The organism is Serratia sp. Ser99 (assembly GCF_024519545.1).
Lineage (GTDB): Bacteria > Pseudomonadota > Gammaproteobacteria > Enterobacterales > Enterobacteriaceae > Serratia > Serratia liquefaciens.
Genome location: NZ_JALJRT010000014.1, coordinates 1 through 14,767, shown reverse-complemented (window position 1 = coordinate 14,767; position 14,767 = coordinate 1). Strand labels below are relative to the sequence as shown.

The following is a 14,767-nucleotide window of genomic DNA, read 5'->3' as shown; positions in this document are numbered from 1 at the left end:
TCGCCTCCCGTTGTCTGAATTACTGCTTAGCGCGCTCTTCCAGCATCACGACCGCCGGTAACGCTTTACCTTCCACGAATTCCAGGAAGGCGCCGCCGCCGGTTGAGATGTAGGAAATCTTGTCAGCAATGCCGAACAGGTCGATTGCTGCCAGGGTGTCGCCGCCGCCTGCGATAGAGAAGGCTTCGCTGTCTGCGATAGCGCGAGCGACAATTTCGGTGCCCTTACGGAAGTTAGGGAACTCGAATACGCCAACCGGGCCATTCCACAGAATGGTTTTGGCGTTCTTCAGGATAACGGCCAGACGCTCGGCTGAGACGTCGCCCATATCCAGAATTTGCTCGTTGTCCTGAATTTCGTTCGCCTGCTTCACGGTCGCAACCGCAGTTTCAGAGAACTCGGTCGCCACGCGCACGTCGGTCGGAACCGGAATGTCGCAGGTTTCCAGCAGTTTCTTGGCGTTGTCGATCAGATCAGGTTCGTACAGAGACTGGCCCACGTTGTTGCCCTGCGCCGCCACGAAGGTGTTGGCGATGCCGCCACCGACGATCAGCTGATCGGCGATTTTGGACAGGGAATCCAGTACGGTCAGTTTGGTGGAAACTTTAGAACCACCCACGATGGCAACCATCGGACGGGCAGGGTTGCCCAGCGCTTTACCCAGCGCTTCCAGCTCTGCGGACAGCAGCGGGCCGGCACAGGCAACAGGCGCGAACTTGCCCACGCCATGGGTGGAAGCCTGTGCACGGTGTGCGGTGCCGAAGGCGTCCATCACATATACGTCACACAGTGCCGCATATTTCTTGGACAGGGTTTCGTCGTCTTTTTTCTCGCCCTTGTTGAAACGGACGTTTTCCAGCACGACCAGCTCGCCTTCTGCAACATCAACGCCATCCAGGTAGTCTTTAGCCAGACGTACCGGGTTTTTCAGGTGTTCTTTCAGATAGTTGACAACAGGCAGCAGGGAGAATTCTTCGTTGTACTCGCCTTCGGTAGGACGACCCAGGTGGGAAGTTACCATCACGCGGGCGCCTTGTTTCAGCGCAGCTTCAATAGTCGGCAGGGAGGCACGGATACGTGCATCGGAAGTCACTTTACCGTCTTTCACTGGAACGTTCAGATCGGAGCGGATCAGAACGCGTTTACCTGCCAGATCCAGATCGGACATGTTAATTACAGACATGGTGAACCCTCTTGGTTGATTCTCTATAAAGTTGCCTGAGCGGCGCACCGGCCAGTGCCGATGCCGCCGTACTAGAAACCGCTTGCGGCCATTGCCCGTGTTGTATCCAACATCCGGTTGGCAAAGCCCCATTCATTATCACACCAGACCAAGGTCTTGATCAGGTGTTGTCCGCTGACCCGAGTCTGCGTACCGTCGACGATAGCGCTGTGCGGGTCATGGTTAAAATCGATCGAGACTAATGGTAGTTCCGTATAGTCAACTATACCACGAAAAGATCCCCGTGCGGCCATTTGCAACAGCTGGTTGACCTCTGCCACTTTCACCGCCGAACTGACGCTGACGCTGAGATCGATGGCCGTCACGTTGATGGTCGGCACACGTACGGAAATCGCTTCAAAACGATCGCAAAACTGCGGAAAAACGCGGGTAATACCGGCGGCCAGCTTGGTGTCGACCGGAATAATCGACTGGCTCGCCGCGCGGGTGCGCCGCAAATCCTGGTGATAGGCGTCTATCACTGGCTGATCGTTCATTGAGGAGTGAATGGTGGTCACCGTGCCCGACTCGATGCTGTAGGCATCGTCCAGCAGTTTGATCACCGGAATAATGCAGTTGGTGGTGCATGACGCATTGGACACGATGCGGTGTTCCGCCAGCAGCGTCTGATGGTTGACGCCAAACACGATGGTGGCGTCCAGATCGTTGCCGCCGGGGTGAGCGAACAACACTTTTTTCGCTCCCGCCGCCAGATGGGCCTCGCCATCCGCCCGACTGCCGTACACGCCGCTGCAGTCCAGCACCACGTCAACGCCCAGCTCGCCCCAGGGAAGCTGTTCCACCGCCGGCTGATGCAGCAAACGAATGGTATCGTCCCCGACGGTCAACATGTCGCATTCCTGGCGAACATCCCAGGCAAAACGGCCATGGCTGGAGTCGTATTTCAGCAGGTGGGCCATCCCCTCGGCGTTCGCCAATTCGTTGATCGCCACCACGGAAATTTCCGCTCTTCGTCCCGATTCATACAGTGCGCGTAAAACGCTGCGGCCTATGCGGCCAAAGCCGTTTATCGCTATGCGGATTGTCATGCTGCTCCTGAAAAAGGGCCTTCTCACACCGGGCATGCTCACCCTATCTGAGAGAGCGCTGATAGGTTATCAAGCTCACTCGCATAGAGTACTTTAGCGCACCGCCTGCTGTGAATCGCCACGTCGCATTATTCCTTCCATCAGCCGCGTGTTCATCACCTTCACTCCGGCGTTTCAGTTGAATCCTGATGCAACTGAAACGCTTCAGCTGAGCATAAACCAAAGTTTTGCCAAAAGGAACAGATGCGACAGCTCGCCTGACAACTGATCGACACTTTGCGGGAATAAAATGATCTGGCGCACACTTTTGCCTCCTCCTTGCCCTAGCGACGCGCCAGGTATTCCGACAACAACGAGGCTTCGCCATAGTGTTGGCGGAAATAATCGCGCAAAAATTCGACGGTCACCCGCACTTTGGCCGAGGTCGCCAGGCGTGAAACGTACACCGCCCAAATATCTGCCGGCTGGTAGTAGTCCGGCAGGATATGCACCAACCAGCCATTTTCAATACTCTCCCGTACGTCCCAAAAGGAACGCAGCGCCACACCCTGTCCGTCCAGGCACCATTGATGCACAATTTCACCGTTGTTGGATGACAGCCCGCCGGTCACCTTCACCGCCTCCTCCCCTTGTGGCCCCTGCAGTCGCCACAGGCCAAAAGGATGGTCACGCTCTTTAATTGCCAGACATGCGCGTCCGGAAAGCTCGCTCAAGGTTTTCGGTGTGCCATAACGCTGCAGGTATTCCGGAGACGCGCACAAAATGCGTTGGTTCTGCGCCAGCTTGCGGGCAATCAGATTGGGGGCAATGTCATCACCGATGCGGATATCCAGGTCAAAACCTTCGCTGACCAAATCCACCAGCCGATCGGAAACGTCCAGTCGCAGTTCAAGCGCCGGGTATTCCAGCGCCAGCGCCGACAGTGCAGGACCGACAAAACGCCGACCGAAGCCGAAACTGCTGACAATACGCAACGTACCTTGCGGTGCCTGACGGGCGTCGGAAAGCTCATCCATCATTTGATCGACGTCGTTCAGAATGCGTTGTGCCCACTCGTAAATGCGCTCGCCATCTTCGGTGATCGCCACCCGGCGCGTAGTGCGGTGCAGCAACGACACGTCCAGCGCCTTTTCCAACAGCGCAATACGTTTGCTGATGAATGCCGGTGAAACGCCCAGCTCGTCGGCGGCGGCGGCAAAACCGGCGCGGCGCGCCACCAACACAAACACCCGCAGGTCACTCAGGATAGGTAGATTATTCATGATTCGTGTTTTATGTTTCACCGTTTCCAGCATTGATTAACAGTTAGTCAATTATAGGATGGAAGGGATGTCAATCGCCCCTCTTCACAAGTGAGATCCTATGAGCAAAAGCTATAAAATCGCCGCCATACCGGGAGACGGTATTGGCCAGGAAGTGATGCCGGAAGGCATTCGGGTGTTGCAAGCTGCTGCCGCGCGTTGGGATTTGTCCCTGGAGTTTGAAACCTTCGAATGGGCCAGCTGCGATTATTACCTGCAGCACGGCCAGATGATGCCGGACGATTGGTTCGAGCAACTACAAGGCTTCGACGCCGTCTATTTTGGTGCCGTCGGCTGGCCGGACAAGGTGCCGGACCATATCTCGCTGTGGGGCTCATTGCTAAAATTCCGTCGCGATTTCGATCAGTACGTCAACCTGCGTCCGGTGCGCTTGTTCCCCGGCGTGCCCTGCCCGCTGGCAAATAAGAACCCGGGGGATATCGATTTTTACGTGGTGCGTGAAAATACCGAAGGGGAGTACTCGTCGCTCGGCGGCCGAATGTTTGAAGGCACAGAACGCGAAATGGTGATCCAGGAGTCGGTGTTCACCCGCCACGGCGTCGACCGCATATTGAAATACGCCTTTGAACTGGCGCAACAACGCCCGCGCAAGACGCTCACCGCCGCCACAAAATCCAACGGAATGGCGATCAGCATGCCGTATTGGGATGAACGCGTAGCCGCCATGGCGCAGCAGTATCCGGACATTAGCTGGGACAAACAGCATATCGATATTCTGTGCGCGCGCTTCGTGCTGCAACCCGAACGTTTCGACGTGGTGGTGGCCTCCAACCTGTTCGGTGACATCCTGTCCGATCTTGGCCCGGCCTGCGCCGGCACTATCGGTATCGCGCCTTCGGCCAACCTTAACCCCGAGCGCAATTTCCCTTCACTGTTCGAGCCGGTGCACGGTTCCGCACCGGATATTTTCGGCAAAAACATCGCCAACCCTGTCGCCATGATCTGGGCCGGCGCCATGATGCTGGACTTCCTCGGTAAGGATGAACCACGCTATCGCCAGGCGCACGACGGTATTCTCGCCGCCATCGAACAGGTTATCGCCTGCGGGCCACGCACCCCGGACATGCACGGTGACGCCACCACCCAACAGGTCGGTCAGGCGATCGCCGCCCTGCTTTAACCTAAACATTCACACCATAAATGACTATGCAGAGCGATATATATCGCTCTGCATAGTCACGTGCTAATTTTGTATTCCTCCATAAATTCTCATCGTAATTCGCTGAAAAGCCCCCGAAAAGCCACACTAATTCTCCGGTCAAGATCACAACAAATTATTTACATACCGTGTTTTATCCCTTCACAGATACCTCAATTGTGGCAGTTGGGTAATTTGTGCACACTCTCAAATGTTAATGAAGGGTAAAAACTCATGGCATCTAGCGTGTCGAGATACCTGCCCTACGTGGTCTAACAAACGGCTTAACGCCAATCAATAAGGCCGATAAGCGTGCTGATTGCACGCAACGGCCAACCACAAATAACAGGAGTTCACTCCCATGCAGAGCACGCCTAAAAAGGATGTCATGCTCATCGCGATCAGTCTGTGCAGCATCACGCTGATCGCTATCTGCCTGATGCTATTTCCAGCACAATCCGCACTGGTAGCCACCACCATTTTTAACGCGGTCACCCGCCTGTTCGGTTCGACCATTCAGGTGCTGGTACTGATGGCACTGCTGGTGGTGCTTTATCTGGCCTTAAGCAAATATGGCAATATCCGCCTTGGTGAAGGCAAGCCGCAGTACTCCACTCTAGCCTGGGTGTTTATGTTCATCTGCGCTGGGCTGGGTTCCTCAACCCTGTACTGGGGCGTAATGGAATGGGCCTATTACTATCAAACGCCCGGGCTGAATATCGCACCACGCACGCCAAAAGCATTGGAATACAGCATCAGCTACTCGTTCTTCCACTGGGGGCTGAGCGCTTGGGCAACCTATGCCTTGGCCTCACTGATCATGGCCTATCACTTTCATGTCCGTAAAAATAAAGGCTTGAGCCTGTCCGGCATTATCTCGGCCATCACAGGTGCACGCGCCGACGGCCCTATAGGGCGAGCGGTAGATCTTATTTTCCTGGTTGCTACCGTGGGTGCATTGACTATTTCACTGGTGTTAACCGCCTCCACCTTCACCCGCGGGCTGACGGCATTAACCGGTATTCCAGACACCTTCGCAGTACAGGCCACAGTGATCCTATTGGCCGCAGTAATTTTCTGCCTCAGCTCGTACATTGGTATCGACGGCGGCATGCAGCGACTGAGTAAAATGGTCGGCTGGGGGGCGTTTATCTTCGCCGCACTGGTACTGTTGGTCGGACCGACCGAATTCACCATTAATAACACCGTTAACGCTATCGGTCTGACGGCGCAGAATTTCCTGCAGATGAGTCTGTTTACCGACCCCATGGGAGACGGCAGCTTTAGCCGCAGTTGGACAGTGTTCTACTGGCTGTGGTGGATTTCCTATACGCCTGGCGTGGCCATGTTTGTGACCCGGGTTTCTCGCGGGCGCAAGATCAAAGAGGTGATTTGGGCCCTGCTGCTCGGCAGCACCCTCGGTTGCTGGTTCTTCTTCGGTTCGCTGGAAAGCTTCGCCATGCATCAATTCATCAGCGGGCAGTTGAACGTACCGGAGATCCTCAACGCTCGGGGCGGAGAAACGGCGGTGCAAATGCTGCTGATGTCTCTACCACTCGGCAAACTGTTCCTGGCGGGCTACCTGTTTATCATGATTATTTTTCTGGCGTCGCATATGGATGCCGTCGCCTACACCATGGCGGCCACCAGCACCCGGAATCTGCAAGAGGGGCAGGATCCCAGCCCGATGCTGCGCCTGTTCTGGTGTGTGGTGATCACGCTGATCCCGCTGTCGATTCTGTTCACCGGTGCCTCGCTCGACACCATGAAAACCACCGTTGTCCTAACCGCCTTACCGTTTCTGTTGGTGCTATTGGTCAAAACTTACGGGTTCGCCCGCTGGCTGAAACAGGACTACGCCGCGATACCGGCGCACCTGATCGACGTCAGCCGGCCGACGTTGAGCACACCGTCAGAACCTCCGGCCGTTAACCCGTTAAACAACACAACCGTCGTCTGAAACACTCCCGTGGAATAAAAATAAAGAAGAGGAAGGTTATTATGAGCACAGTAATCCCCGCATTGACGTTACCCAAAGACTTCTGCGCCGATGCCCGCGAGGCGTATACCATTCCGGCTCAGTTTTATACTCACCCGGCCGCATTCGATCATGAAAAAGAACGGGTGTTCGCCAACAGCTGGATCTGCGTGGCGCACGGCAGTGAAGTGGCGCAGCCGAATGAATACATCACCCGCGAGATCATCGGCGAAAATATCCTGGTGGTACGCGGTCGCGACAAGGTGTTGCGCGCCTTTTACAACGTTTGCCCACACCGTGGGCATCAATTGTTGTCCGGCGACGGCAAGGCCAAAAACGTCATTACCTGCCCGTACCACGCCTGGGCGTTCAAGCTCGACGGCGAACTGGCCCATGCGCGCAACTGCGAGAACGTGCATAACTTCAATAAAGACATCGCCCATCTGACGCCGGTACGGGTAGAGGAATACGGCGGATTTATTTTTATCAATATGAACCCGCAGGCCGGCAGCGTAGAAGATCAACTGCCCGGCCTGGCAGCCAAGGTGCGCGAGGCCTGCCCGGCGGTAGACGACCTGAAGCTGGCAGCACGTTTCACCACCCTCACCCCGGCCAACTGGAAGAACATCGTCGACAACTATCTCGAGTGTTATCACTGTGCCCCGGCGCACCCCGGTTTCGCCGATTCGGTGCAGGTCGATCGCTACTGGCACACCCTGCACGGTAACTGGACGATGCAGTTTGGCTACGCGCGCCCTTCCGAGCAGTCATTCAAATTCGAAGAAGGCAAAGACGCCAGCTTCCACGGCATCTGGCTATGGCCATGCACCATGTTCAACATCCCGCCGCTGGAAGGCATGATGACGGTGATTTATGAGTTCCCGGTCGATGCGGAAACCACCCTGCAACACTATGACATTTATTTCACCAACGAGGAGCTGACCGCCGAACAACAGAAGTTGATCGAATGGTATCGCGACGTGTTTCGCCCAGAGGATCTGCGGCTGGTGGAAAGTGTACAGAAAGGGCTGAAGTCACGTGGCTATCGCGGGCAAGGACGCATCATGGTTGACGGTGCGGGCAGTGGCGTTAGCGAACATGGTATCGCGCACTTCCACAACCTGCTGGCGCAGGTCTTCCAACCTTAAATGTACAGGGGCCCCTCGGCCCCGTTAACCCATGAGGTCATCCGGTGAATATTTCCGATCAATCACTGTTCCGCCAGCAGGCGTTTATTAACGGCCAATGGTGCGATGCATCCAATCACGAAATCTTGCCGGTCAGCGATCCGGCGACCGGCCAACTTATAGGCCAGGTGCCGAACATGGCACAACCCGAAGCACAACACGCCATAGCCTGCGCACAGCAAGCGCTGGCAGGCTGGCGTAGTCTGCCAGCCCAACAACGGGCACTGCATCTGCGCCGCTGGTTCGAATTGATGCTGGAGCACCAGCAGGATCTGGCGTCACTAATGACGCAGGAACAAGGTAAACCGCTGGCAGAATCGTTGGGCGAAATCCGCTATGCCGCTTCGTTTGTCGAGTGGTTCGCCGAACAGGCAAAGCGCACCAACGGCGATATCATTCCTTCACCCAGTGCTGACAAACGCCTGATGGTGATCAAACAAGGCATCGGCGTTTGTGCCGCCATTACGCCGTGGAACTTCCCAGCGGCAATGATCACCCGAAAAGCGGCACCGGCACTGGCGGCCGGCTGCACGCTGATCGTTAAGCCCGCCAATGAAACGCCTTATTCGGCGCTGGCAATGGCGGAGCTGGCTAACCGTGCGGGCATTCCCGCTGGGGTTTTCAACGTGATCACCGGCAATTCACAGATCATCGGTGCCGAGCTGACCAGCAATCCGCTGGTCCGTAAGCTGAGCTTTACCGGTTCCACCCCGGTTGGTCGCGTGTTGATGCGCCAAAGCGCCGACACCATCAAAAAGGTCTCTCTGGAACTGGGTGGCAATGCGCCCTTTATCGTGTTCAAGGATGCGGATATCGACGCTGCCGTTGAGGGTGCATTAGTCGCCAAATACCGTAACGCGGGGCAAACCTGTGTTTGCGCTAACCGTTTCTATATCCACCGTGACGTTTACCCGCAGTTCACAGAAAAATTTGTCGCTCGGGTAGCGGCGCTGAAAGTGGGTAACGGCTTCGATCACGATGTGCAAATAGGTCCGTTAATCAACCGTAAAGCACGAGACAAGGTCATGGAACTGCTGAACGATGCACAAAACAAAGGGGCCATCCTACTCACCGGCGGTCATCCGCACCCGCTGGGCGGCAATTTCTTCACGCCGACGGTACTGGGGGACGTTCAAGCCGGCTCACTCTTGCTGGAAGAAGAGATTTTCGGCCCGGTCGCACCGCTGGTGGTCTTTGACGATGAAGCCGAAGTGCTGCAACGCGCAAATGACACGATCTATGGGCTGGCGGCCTATTTCTACACGCGCGATGCTGCGCGCATCTGGCGGGTTTCGGAGCAGTTGGAATACGGCATGGTAGGCATCAACACGGGCCTGATATCCAACGAGGTGGCACCGTTCGGTGGCGTCAAACAGTCCGGTCTGGGGCGTGAAGGCTCCACCTATGGCATAGACGATTATCTGGAACTGAAATATCTGTGCCAGGCGGTATAACCTGTTATGCGCGGGCGCAGCCCGTGCTCTGGAGTGAATAACATGTCCAGTTATCGGATGTTTGATGTCCGCGTGATCGAAATCGAAACCATTACCGCGCAGGTAAAGCTTTTTACTCTGGCGGACCCGATGCAGCGGCCGTTGCCGGCCTTCAGTGGCGGCAGCCATATCATCGTGCAAATGCAACAGGGGGAACAGCGCTACAGTAATGCCTACTCCCTGCTAAGCTCTCCTTTCGACTTGCAGCACTATCAGATCGCCGTACGACGCGAGTCGCCCTCGAAAGGCGGGTCGAATTTTATGCATGACAACCTACAGGTAGGCGATACGCTGACCATCAGCACGCCGAACAATCTGTTTGCATTGGCCCCGATGGCGGAACAACACCTGCTGATTGCCGGCGGCATCGGCATTACGCCGTTTATGGCACAACTGCATGAACTGCACCAGCGCGGTCAACGTTACCGGCTGCACTATTGTTTCCATAGCGAAGAACAGAATGCTTTTCAGGCACAGCTGCTGACTTCCCCCTTTGCTGAACATGTCCACTGCCATGTTTCCACCCAGGGTAGCCGTTTAGATTTGGCACGCCTGCTGGCAGACATCGAACCTGCAACCCATATTTACGTGTGTGGCCCACCGGCGTTGAACGATGCGGTATTGCAGGCGGCTTCCGCGCACGGGATTGAGAAGGCACGTCTGCACCGCGAGGCCTTTGCCGTCACTGACAGCCAAGGGAAAGCCTTTACGCTGGTGTTGGCTCGCTCAGGGATTGAGCTGGAAGTGGCACCAGAGATGACCATTCTGCAGGTGCTGGAAAACAGCAAGGCAGCGAAAGTGGAATGCCTATGCCGGGAAGGTATTTGCGGCACCTGTGAAACGCGAATTATTGAAGGGGAAGCTGACCACCGCGATCAGTATCTGAGCGAGGAGGAACGAGAAGCGCAGCAGAGCCTATTGATATGCTGCTCAAGGGCCAAGGGGCAACGGCTGGTACTGGATTTGTAGTTCAACCAACCGCGCCCGCCACAGGCGCGGTTATTGTTGAAGCTAGGCCTTGGGGAAAATCCACAGGTGCTCTGCCGGTAAGGACAGCCGGCAAAGCGTCTGTCCACGCACTTCGGTGCCATAAGCCCGCACCACGAAATCTTCAGCAACGGTGCGGAACAGGTATTCCCAACGATCGCCCAGGTACATGCTGGTCAGCAGTGGCAACTCCAGTTGGTTGCCCTGGGGATCCTCACCCAGGCGCACGCGTTCTACCCGGATCACCGCCGTGGCTTCATCGCCAACCTTTACCCCTGCCCCTGCCATGCCCCACAGCGCCCAATCTTTCCCTTCGATGCGCGCCTTGCCCTCGCTCATCTCGGTGATTTTGCCGAACAGGCGGTTATTGCTGCCCATAAACTCGGCGGTAAACAGGGTCGAGGGGGAGCCGTACATTTCCTGCGGCGTGCCCTGCTGTTCGATCTTGCCGTTGTTGAGCAACAAAATGCGATCGGAAATGGCCATCGCCTCGTTCTGATCGTGGGTCACCATCAGCGCCGACAATCCCAGCTTGATAATCAGTTCACGCAGGAACACCCGCGCCTCTTCGCGCAGCTTGGCATCCAGGTTGGATAGCGGCTCATCCAGCAGGATCACCGGCGGGTTGTACACCAACGCCCGACCAATCGCCACGCGCTGCTGCTGGCCGCCGGACAGCTGATGCGGATGGCGTTTGCCCAGATGCCCCAGTCCCAGTTGATCCAGCACCCCTTGCACCCGCTGGGTAATTTCCGCCGTGGAAACTTTGCGTAATTTCAGTGGATAGGCGACGTTCTCAAACACGGTTTTATGCGGCCACAGGGCATAGGACTGGAATACCAGCCCGAGGTTGCGCTCCTCCGCCGGGATCTCGCTGCGCGCAGTGCCGTCGTACACCTTATTGCTGCCAATGATAATGCTGCCCTGGGTTGGCTTTTCCAGCCCGGCGACCGCCCGCAACAGCGTCGTTTTACCGCTGCCCGACGGCCCCAACAGCGAAACCACCTCGCCGCGCTTGAGCTGCATCGAAACGCCTTTCAGCACCGGGTTGTCACCGTAGGTCAAATGCAGGTTCTCTACCGAAAGTTCAATCATGTAATTTCACTCCAAAGCGCAAGGCGATCCCCAGCCCCAGCACCACCAGCAGGATGTTAATGAAGGAGAGCGCGGCCACGATATCAATGGCACCCGCCGCCCACAGCGAAACCAGCATCGAACCTATGGTTTCGGTGCCTGGAGACAACAGGTAAACCCCGGTGGAATACTCTCGCTCGAAAATCAGGAACATCAGCAACCACGAGCCGATCAGGCCGTAGCGCGACAGCGGAATAGTCACGTGACGAGTGATCTGCCCACGGGAGGCACCGGCACTGCGCGCCGCCTCTTCCAGTTCAGGGCCGACCTGCAACAGCGTCGAGGAGATCAACCTCAGGCCGTAGGCCATCCACACCACGGTATACGCCAGCCAAACGCTGAAGATGGTGCTGCGCAAAGAACGTAGCCAGACAATCAGGTTTTCCCGCAGCCATTCGGCGACCGGCAGGGCCGATAACCAGCCCTCTTTCAGCGACTTGTCCAGCCACATCGGCAGGAACAGGAACACCCAAAGGAACGCCAGCCCCGCCAGCAAACCCGGCACCGCACGCGGTACCAGCACGCTGTAATCGAGAAAACGGGTAGCACCGTCGGGTTTGCGATGCATGGCAATGCCGATGAACAGATAACAGACTACCGCCAGAGCACCGCCGATCACCCCTATCGCCATCGAGTTGACGATCGCTCGCAACAGGTTGGGTTGCTGCCAGATGGTGCGGAAGGTATTGAGCGACAGCTCGTCCCAGATCGAAACACCCACGCCCCAGTTGGAAATAAAGGCACGCAGCACCACGCCCACCAGTGGCACACCTATGGTCACCGTCAGCCAAAACACCACCACCGCACCGGCGACCCAGCGCCATTTGCCAAGCGGCAGCGCCCGCGCCTGCGACGCCTTGCCCTTGACGGTGACGAAACGGTTGGCGGTACGCATCAGACGGCGCTGCAACATTACCAGCGGAATGGTGATGCAAATCAGCCCCACCGCCACTGCCGCCATCAGGTGGTAAGACGGCGTGCCCAGCTTGTTGGTCAGTTGATACAGGTAGGTCGCCAGCACCAGGTTCCCTTCCGGATCGCCCAGCACCAGCATCAGGCCGAACACCTCCAGCCCGAGAAAGAACAGCAATACGCCGGCATACAGAATCGAAGGGCGCACCATCGGCAAGCTGACGGCCGTCATGACCTGCAAGGGCGAAGCCCCTGCCGTACGAGCGGCCTCCTCCACGTCGGAGCCGACGCTGCGCAAGGCCGAGGAAATATAAAGATAAGCGTGCGGTACGTGGGTTAATCCGGCAATGACCACAATGCTGGCCATCGAGTAGATATTCCAGGGCACAAAGCCCAGCAGCGATTCCGCCCATAGCGAGAAGAAGCCGACCGGCCCGGCGGCCACCACGTAGCCAAAGCCCAGCACCATCGGTGAGACAAAGATCGGCACCAGGATCAGCGGTTCAATAAACCGACGACCGGGCAAATCGGTTCTGACCATCAAAAAGGCCAGAATACCTCCCAGCGGAATGGCGATCACCACTAAGCCAAAGGCCAGGATAAAGCCACTTTTCAGCGCCTTGTAAAAGTCAGGATCGGTGAAAATAAACTCGAACGCCTCAAGGCTAAAAACCTTGGAGGGCGAAAAAAAAGGTGCGGAGAGAAAACTTTGAATCACGATAAATGACAGCGGCACATAGATAACCAGCGCGGTTATCACCACCACCAAGCCACGCGGCAGGCTCTGCCACTTTCTGCGCCATGTATTCATAATCTATCCCAATGGTTGTAAACATCGACCACCAAAGGGCGCGCGCCTCCCTGGCAGACGCGCGTCCGGAGCCTGTCCTAATTTATTTTGCCGCGGCGGTACGCCATTGCTTGATGTAGTCCAACCGTTTGGCCGGCTGCAGGTACTCCAACAGGCTCTCGTCCACCGGAATAGGCTTCAGCGCGTTGCCAAGCATTTTGGTCATGCCGTCGATGTCGTTTTTGCCTTCAATGTCATTACGGATAGAGGGAATATCCGCCTGGTTGGCGAGAATGCTCTGGCCCTTTTCCGACAATACGTAGTTAAGCCAAAGTTTTGCCGCGTTGCTGTTGGCAGCCTCTTTGCTGATAAAGGACACGCGCGACAGCACCAGGGTGTAATCTTTCGGGTAAGCGATGCCCAGAGAAGGGTCAGTTTTGGCGCGGGCTTCGGCGTAGGAACCCAGAATGTTGAAACCAATCAGATTTTCACCGGACGATACCCTTTCCATCATGGTACCGGTGGACGACTGCACGGCCAGACCGCCTTTGGCAACGTCAGCCAGCGTAGCGAAATAGTTCGGATCGGCCTTGAAGTCCTGCACCGACAGCATGAAGCCCAACCCTGATTTTTCAATGTCATAGGTCGTGACTTTCTTTTTAAACTTGTCGGTTTGACTGGCGATCAGCTTTGCCAGCGCAGCGTGCGAGTCCGGCACATCCCCCTGCGGGATCAGCCGTTTGTTATAAATGAAGACCACCGGCTCATAGGTGGTGCCGTAAGCTCTCTCTTTCCAGACCGCCCACTTGGGCAGTTGGCCCTGTTCCGGCGAGGCGTATTCTTGCGCATAGTCGGTTGCCAGCTTCAGCGCGGTATCCATCGACGAACTCCACACCACGTCACCGCTGGTGCCACCCGCCGCCTGTTCGCTGATATAGCGGTTATACAGCTCGGTGCTGTTCATGTCGTTGTATTCGACCTTAACGCCCGGATACAGCGCTTCGAACCCCTGAATCAACGGTCCTGCGGCTTTGGTATCCGTGGTGGAATACACCACTACCTTGCCCTCTTTCTTCGCGCCATCCACAATTTTCTGATAGTCGGCTGGATAGCCTGCAGGGAACTCAGCGTAAGCAGGCACTGCACCCAGTACCGCCATCGCCACCACCGACGCGCCGATTCTTGTTAACATAATCAACTCCTGGTTACATTTAATAAACTAAAAATTAACATATAGTTAATAAGTGTTCTTAAGCAACGCCGTTGATTTTTTATCTTCGTATTTTGTGAGGTTGGGCGATTTTTGGGCAAGAAAAAGCCCGGCAAGATGCCGGGCTCAGATTGATGACAAAGTCCTTTGCAGTTAAAAATTCCGATCTGGGGACGAATAAAAACAAAGGATTATGTCTTCAGATTTACCCCAAACAGCCGAAAACCACGTTTTTCGGCTGTTTGTCATTAGACTAAGCCCGGCAAGGTGCCGGGCCTGGGGTAATGCGACGCGAGATGCCTTATTTCAGCAGTGCCTGCGCCTTGGCCACCACGTTATCCACGG

General features: G+C 56.1%; 11 protein-coding genes. 5 read left to right on the top strand and 6 right to left on the bottom strand.

The features are described 5' to 3' along the window. Positions 1 to 19: 19 nt before the first annotated feature. From pgk to NR114_RS21735, 3 genes are all read right to left on the bottom strand, one after another. On the bottom strand, positions 20 to 1,183 hold the full coding sequence (gene pgk / locus NR114_RS21745; protein WP_020828523.1) for a phosphoglycerate kinase: 1,164 nt from the start codon (positions 1,181 to 1,183) through the stop codon (positions 20 to 22). Between the two features lie 71 nt (positions 1,184 to 1,254). Then, positions 1,255 to 2,271, bottom strand: coding sequence for an erythrose-4-phosphate dehydrogenase (epd, locus tag NR114_RS21740; RefSeq protein WP_020828524.1), 1,017 nt, complete (start codon positions 2,269 to 2,271; stop codon positions 1,255 to 1,257). A 323-nt stretch (positions 2,272 to 2,594) separates the two neighbouring features. After that, complete coding sequence (locus NR114_RS21735) at positions 2,595 to 3,554, bottom strand: LysR substrate-binding domain-containing protein (protein WP_162488645.1); 960 nt, start codon at positions 3,552 to 3,554, stop codon at positions 2,595 to 2,597. 79 nt (positions 3,555 to 3,633) lie between these two features. Between NR114_RS21735 and NR114_RS21730 the strand changes: the two genes are divergently transcribed. The 5 genes from NR114_RS21730 to NR114_RS21710 all read left to right on the top strand — a co-directional run bounded on the left by NR114_RS21730 (position 3,634) and on the right by NR114_RS21710 (position 10,358). Next, positions 3,634 to 4,713 carry a tartrate dehydrogenase gene (locus NR114_RS21730; RefSeq protein ID WP_234529584.1) on the top strand — a complete coding sequence of 360 codons (1,080 nt, stop codon included), beginning with the start codon at positions 3,634 to 3,636 and terminating at the stop codon, positions 4,711 to 4,713. A 379-nt stretch (positions 4,714 to 5,092) separates the two neighbouring features. Then, entirely contained in the window at positions 5,093 to 6,691 is a 1,599-nt protein-coding gene (locus tag NR114_RS21725) for a BCCT family transporter (RefSeq protein ID WP_234529585.1), read from the top strand. Positions 6,692 to 6,732: 41 nt separating this feature from the next. Then, positions 6,733 to 7,857, top strand: coding sequence for an aromatic ring-hydroxylating dioxygenase subunit alpha (locus NR114_RS21720; RefSeq protein WP_020828528.1), 1,125 nt, complete (start codon positions 6,733 to 6,735; stop codon positions 7,855 to 7,857). Positions 7,858 to 7,901: 44 nt separating this feature from the next. Further along, positions 7,902 to 9,350: an NAD-dependent succinate-semialdehyde dehydrogenase gene (locus tag NR114_RS21715; RefSeq protein ID WP_234529586.1), complete on the top strand. Its 1,449-nt coding sequence runs from the start codon at positions 7,902 to 7,904 to the stop codon at positions 9,348 to 9,350. A gap of 42 nt (positions 9,351 to 9,392) precedes the next feature. Continuing rightward, positions 9,393 to 10,358 (top strand): PDR/VanB family oxidoreductase, encoded by a 966-nt coding sequence (locus NR114_RS21710; protein ID WP_176984380.1) that lies wholly within the window; start codon positions 9,393 to 9,395, stop codon positions 10,356 to 10,358. 42 nt (positions 10,359 to 10,400) lie between these two features. Here NR114_RS21710 and NR114_RS21705 read toward each other — a convergent pair whose 3' ends face one another. From NR114_RS21705 to NR114_RS21695, 3 genes are all read right to left on the bottom strand, one after another. Beyond that, entirely contained in the window at positions 10,401 to 11,471 is a 1,071-nt protein-coding gene (locus NR114_RS21705; protein WP_046372679.1) for an ABC transporter ATP-binding protein, read from the bottom strand. Then, positions 11,464 to 13,233: an iron ABC transporter permease gene (locus NR114_RS21700; RefSeq protein ID WP_256824852.1), complete on the bottom strand. Its 1,770-nt coding sequence runs from the start codon at positions 13,231 to 13,233 to the stop codon at positions 11,464 to 11,466. The genes NR114_RS21705 and NR114_RS21700 overlap by 8 nt, the downstream gene beginning before the upstream one ends. A gap of 82 nt (positions 13,234 to 13,315) precedes the next feature. Further along, positions 13,316 to 14,371 carry an ABC transporter substrate-binding protein gene (locus NR114_RS21695; protein ID WP_369982361.1) on the bottom strand — a complete coding sequence of 352 codons (1,056 nt, stop codon included), beginning with the start codon at positions 14,369 to 14,371 and terminating at the stop codon, positions 13,316 to 13,318. Between the last annotated feature and the right edge of the window lie 396 nt (positions 14,372 to 14,767).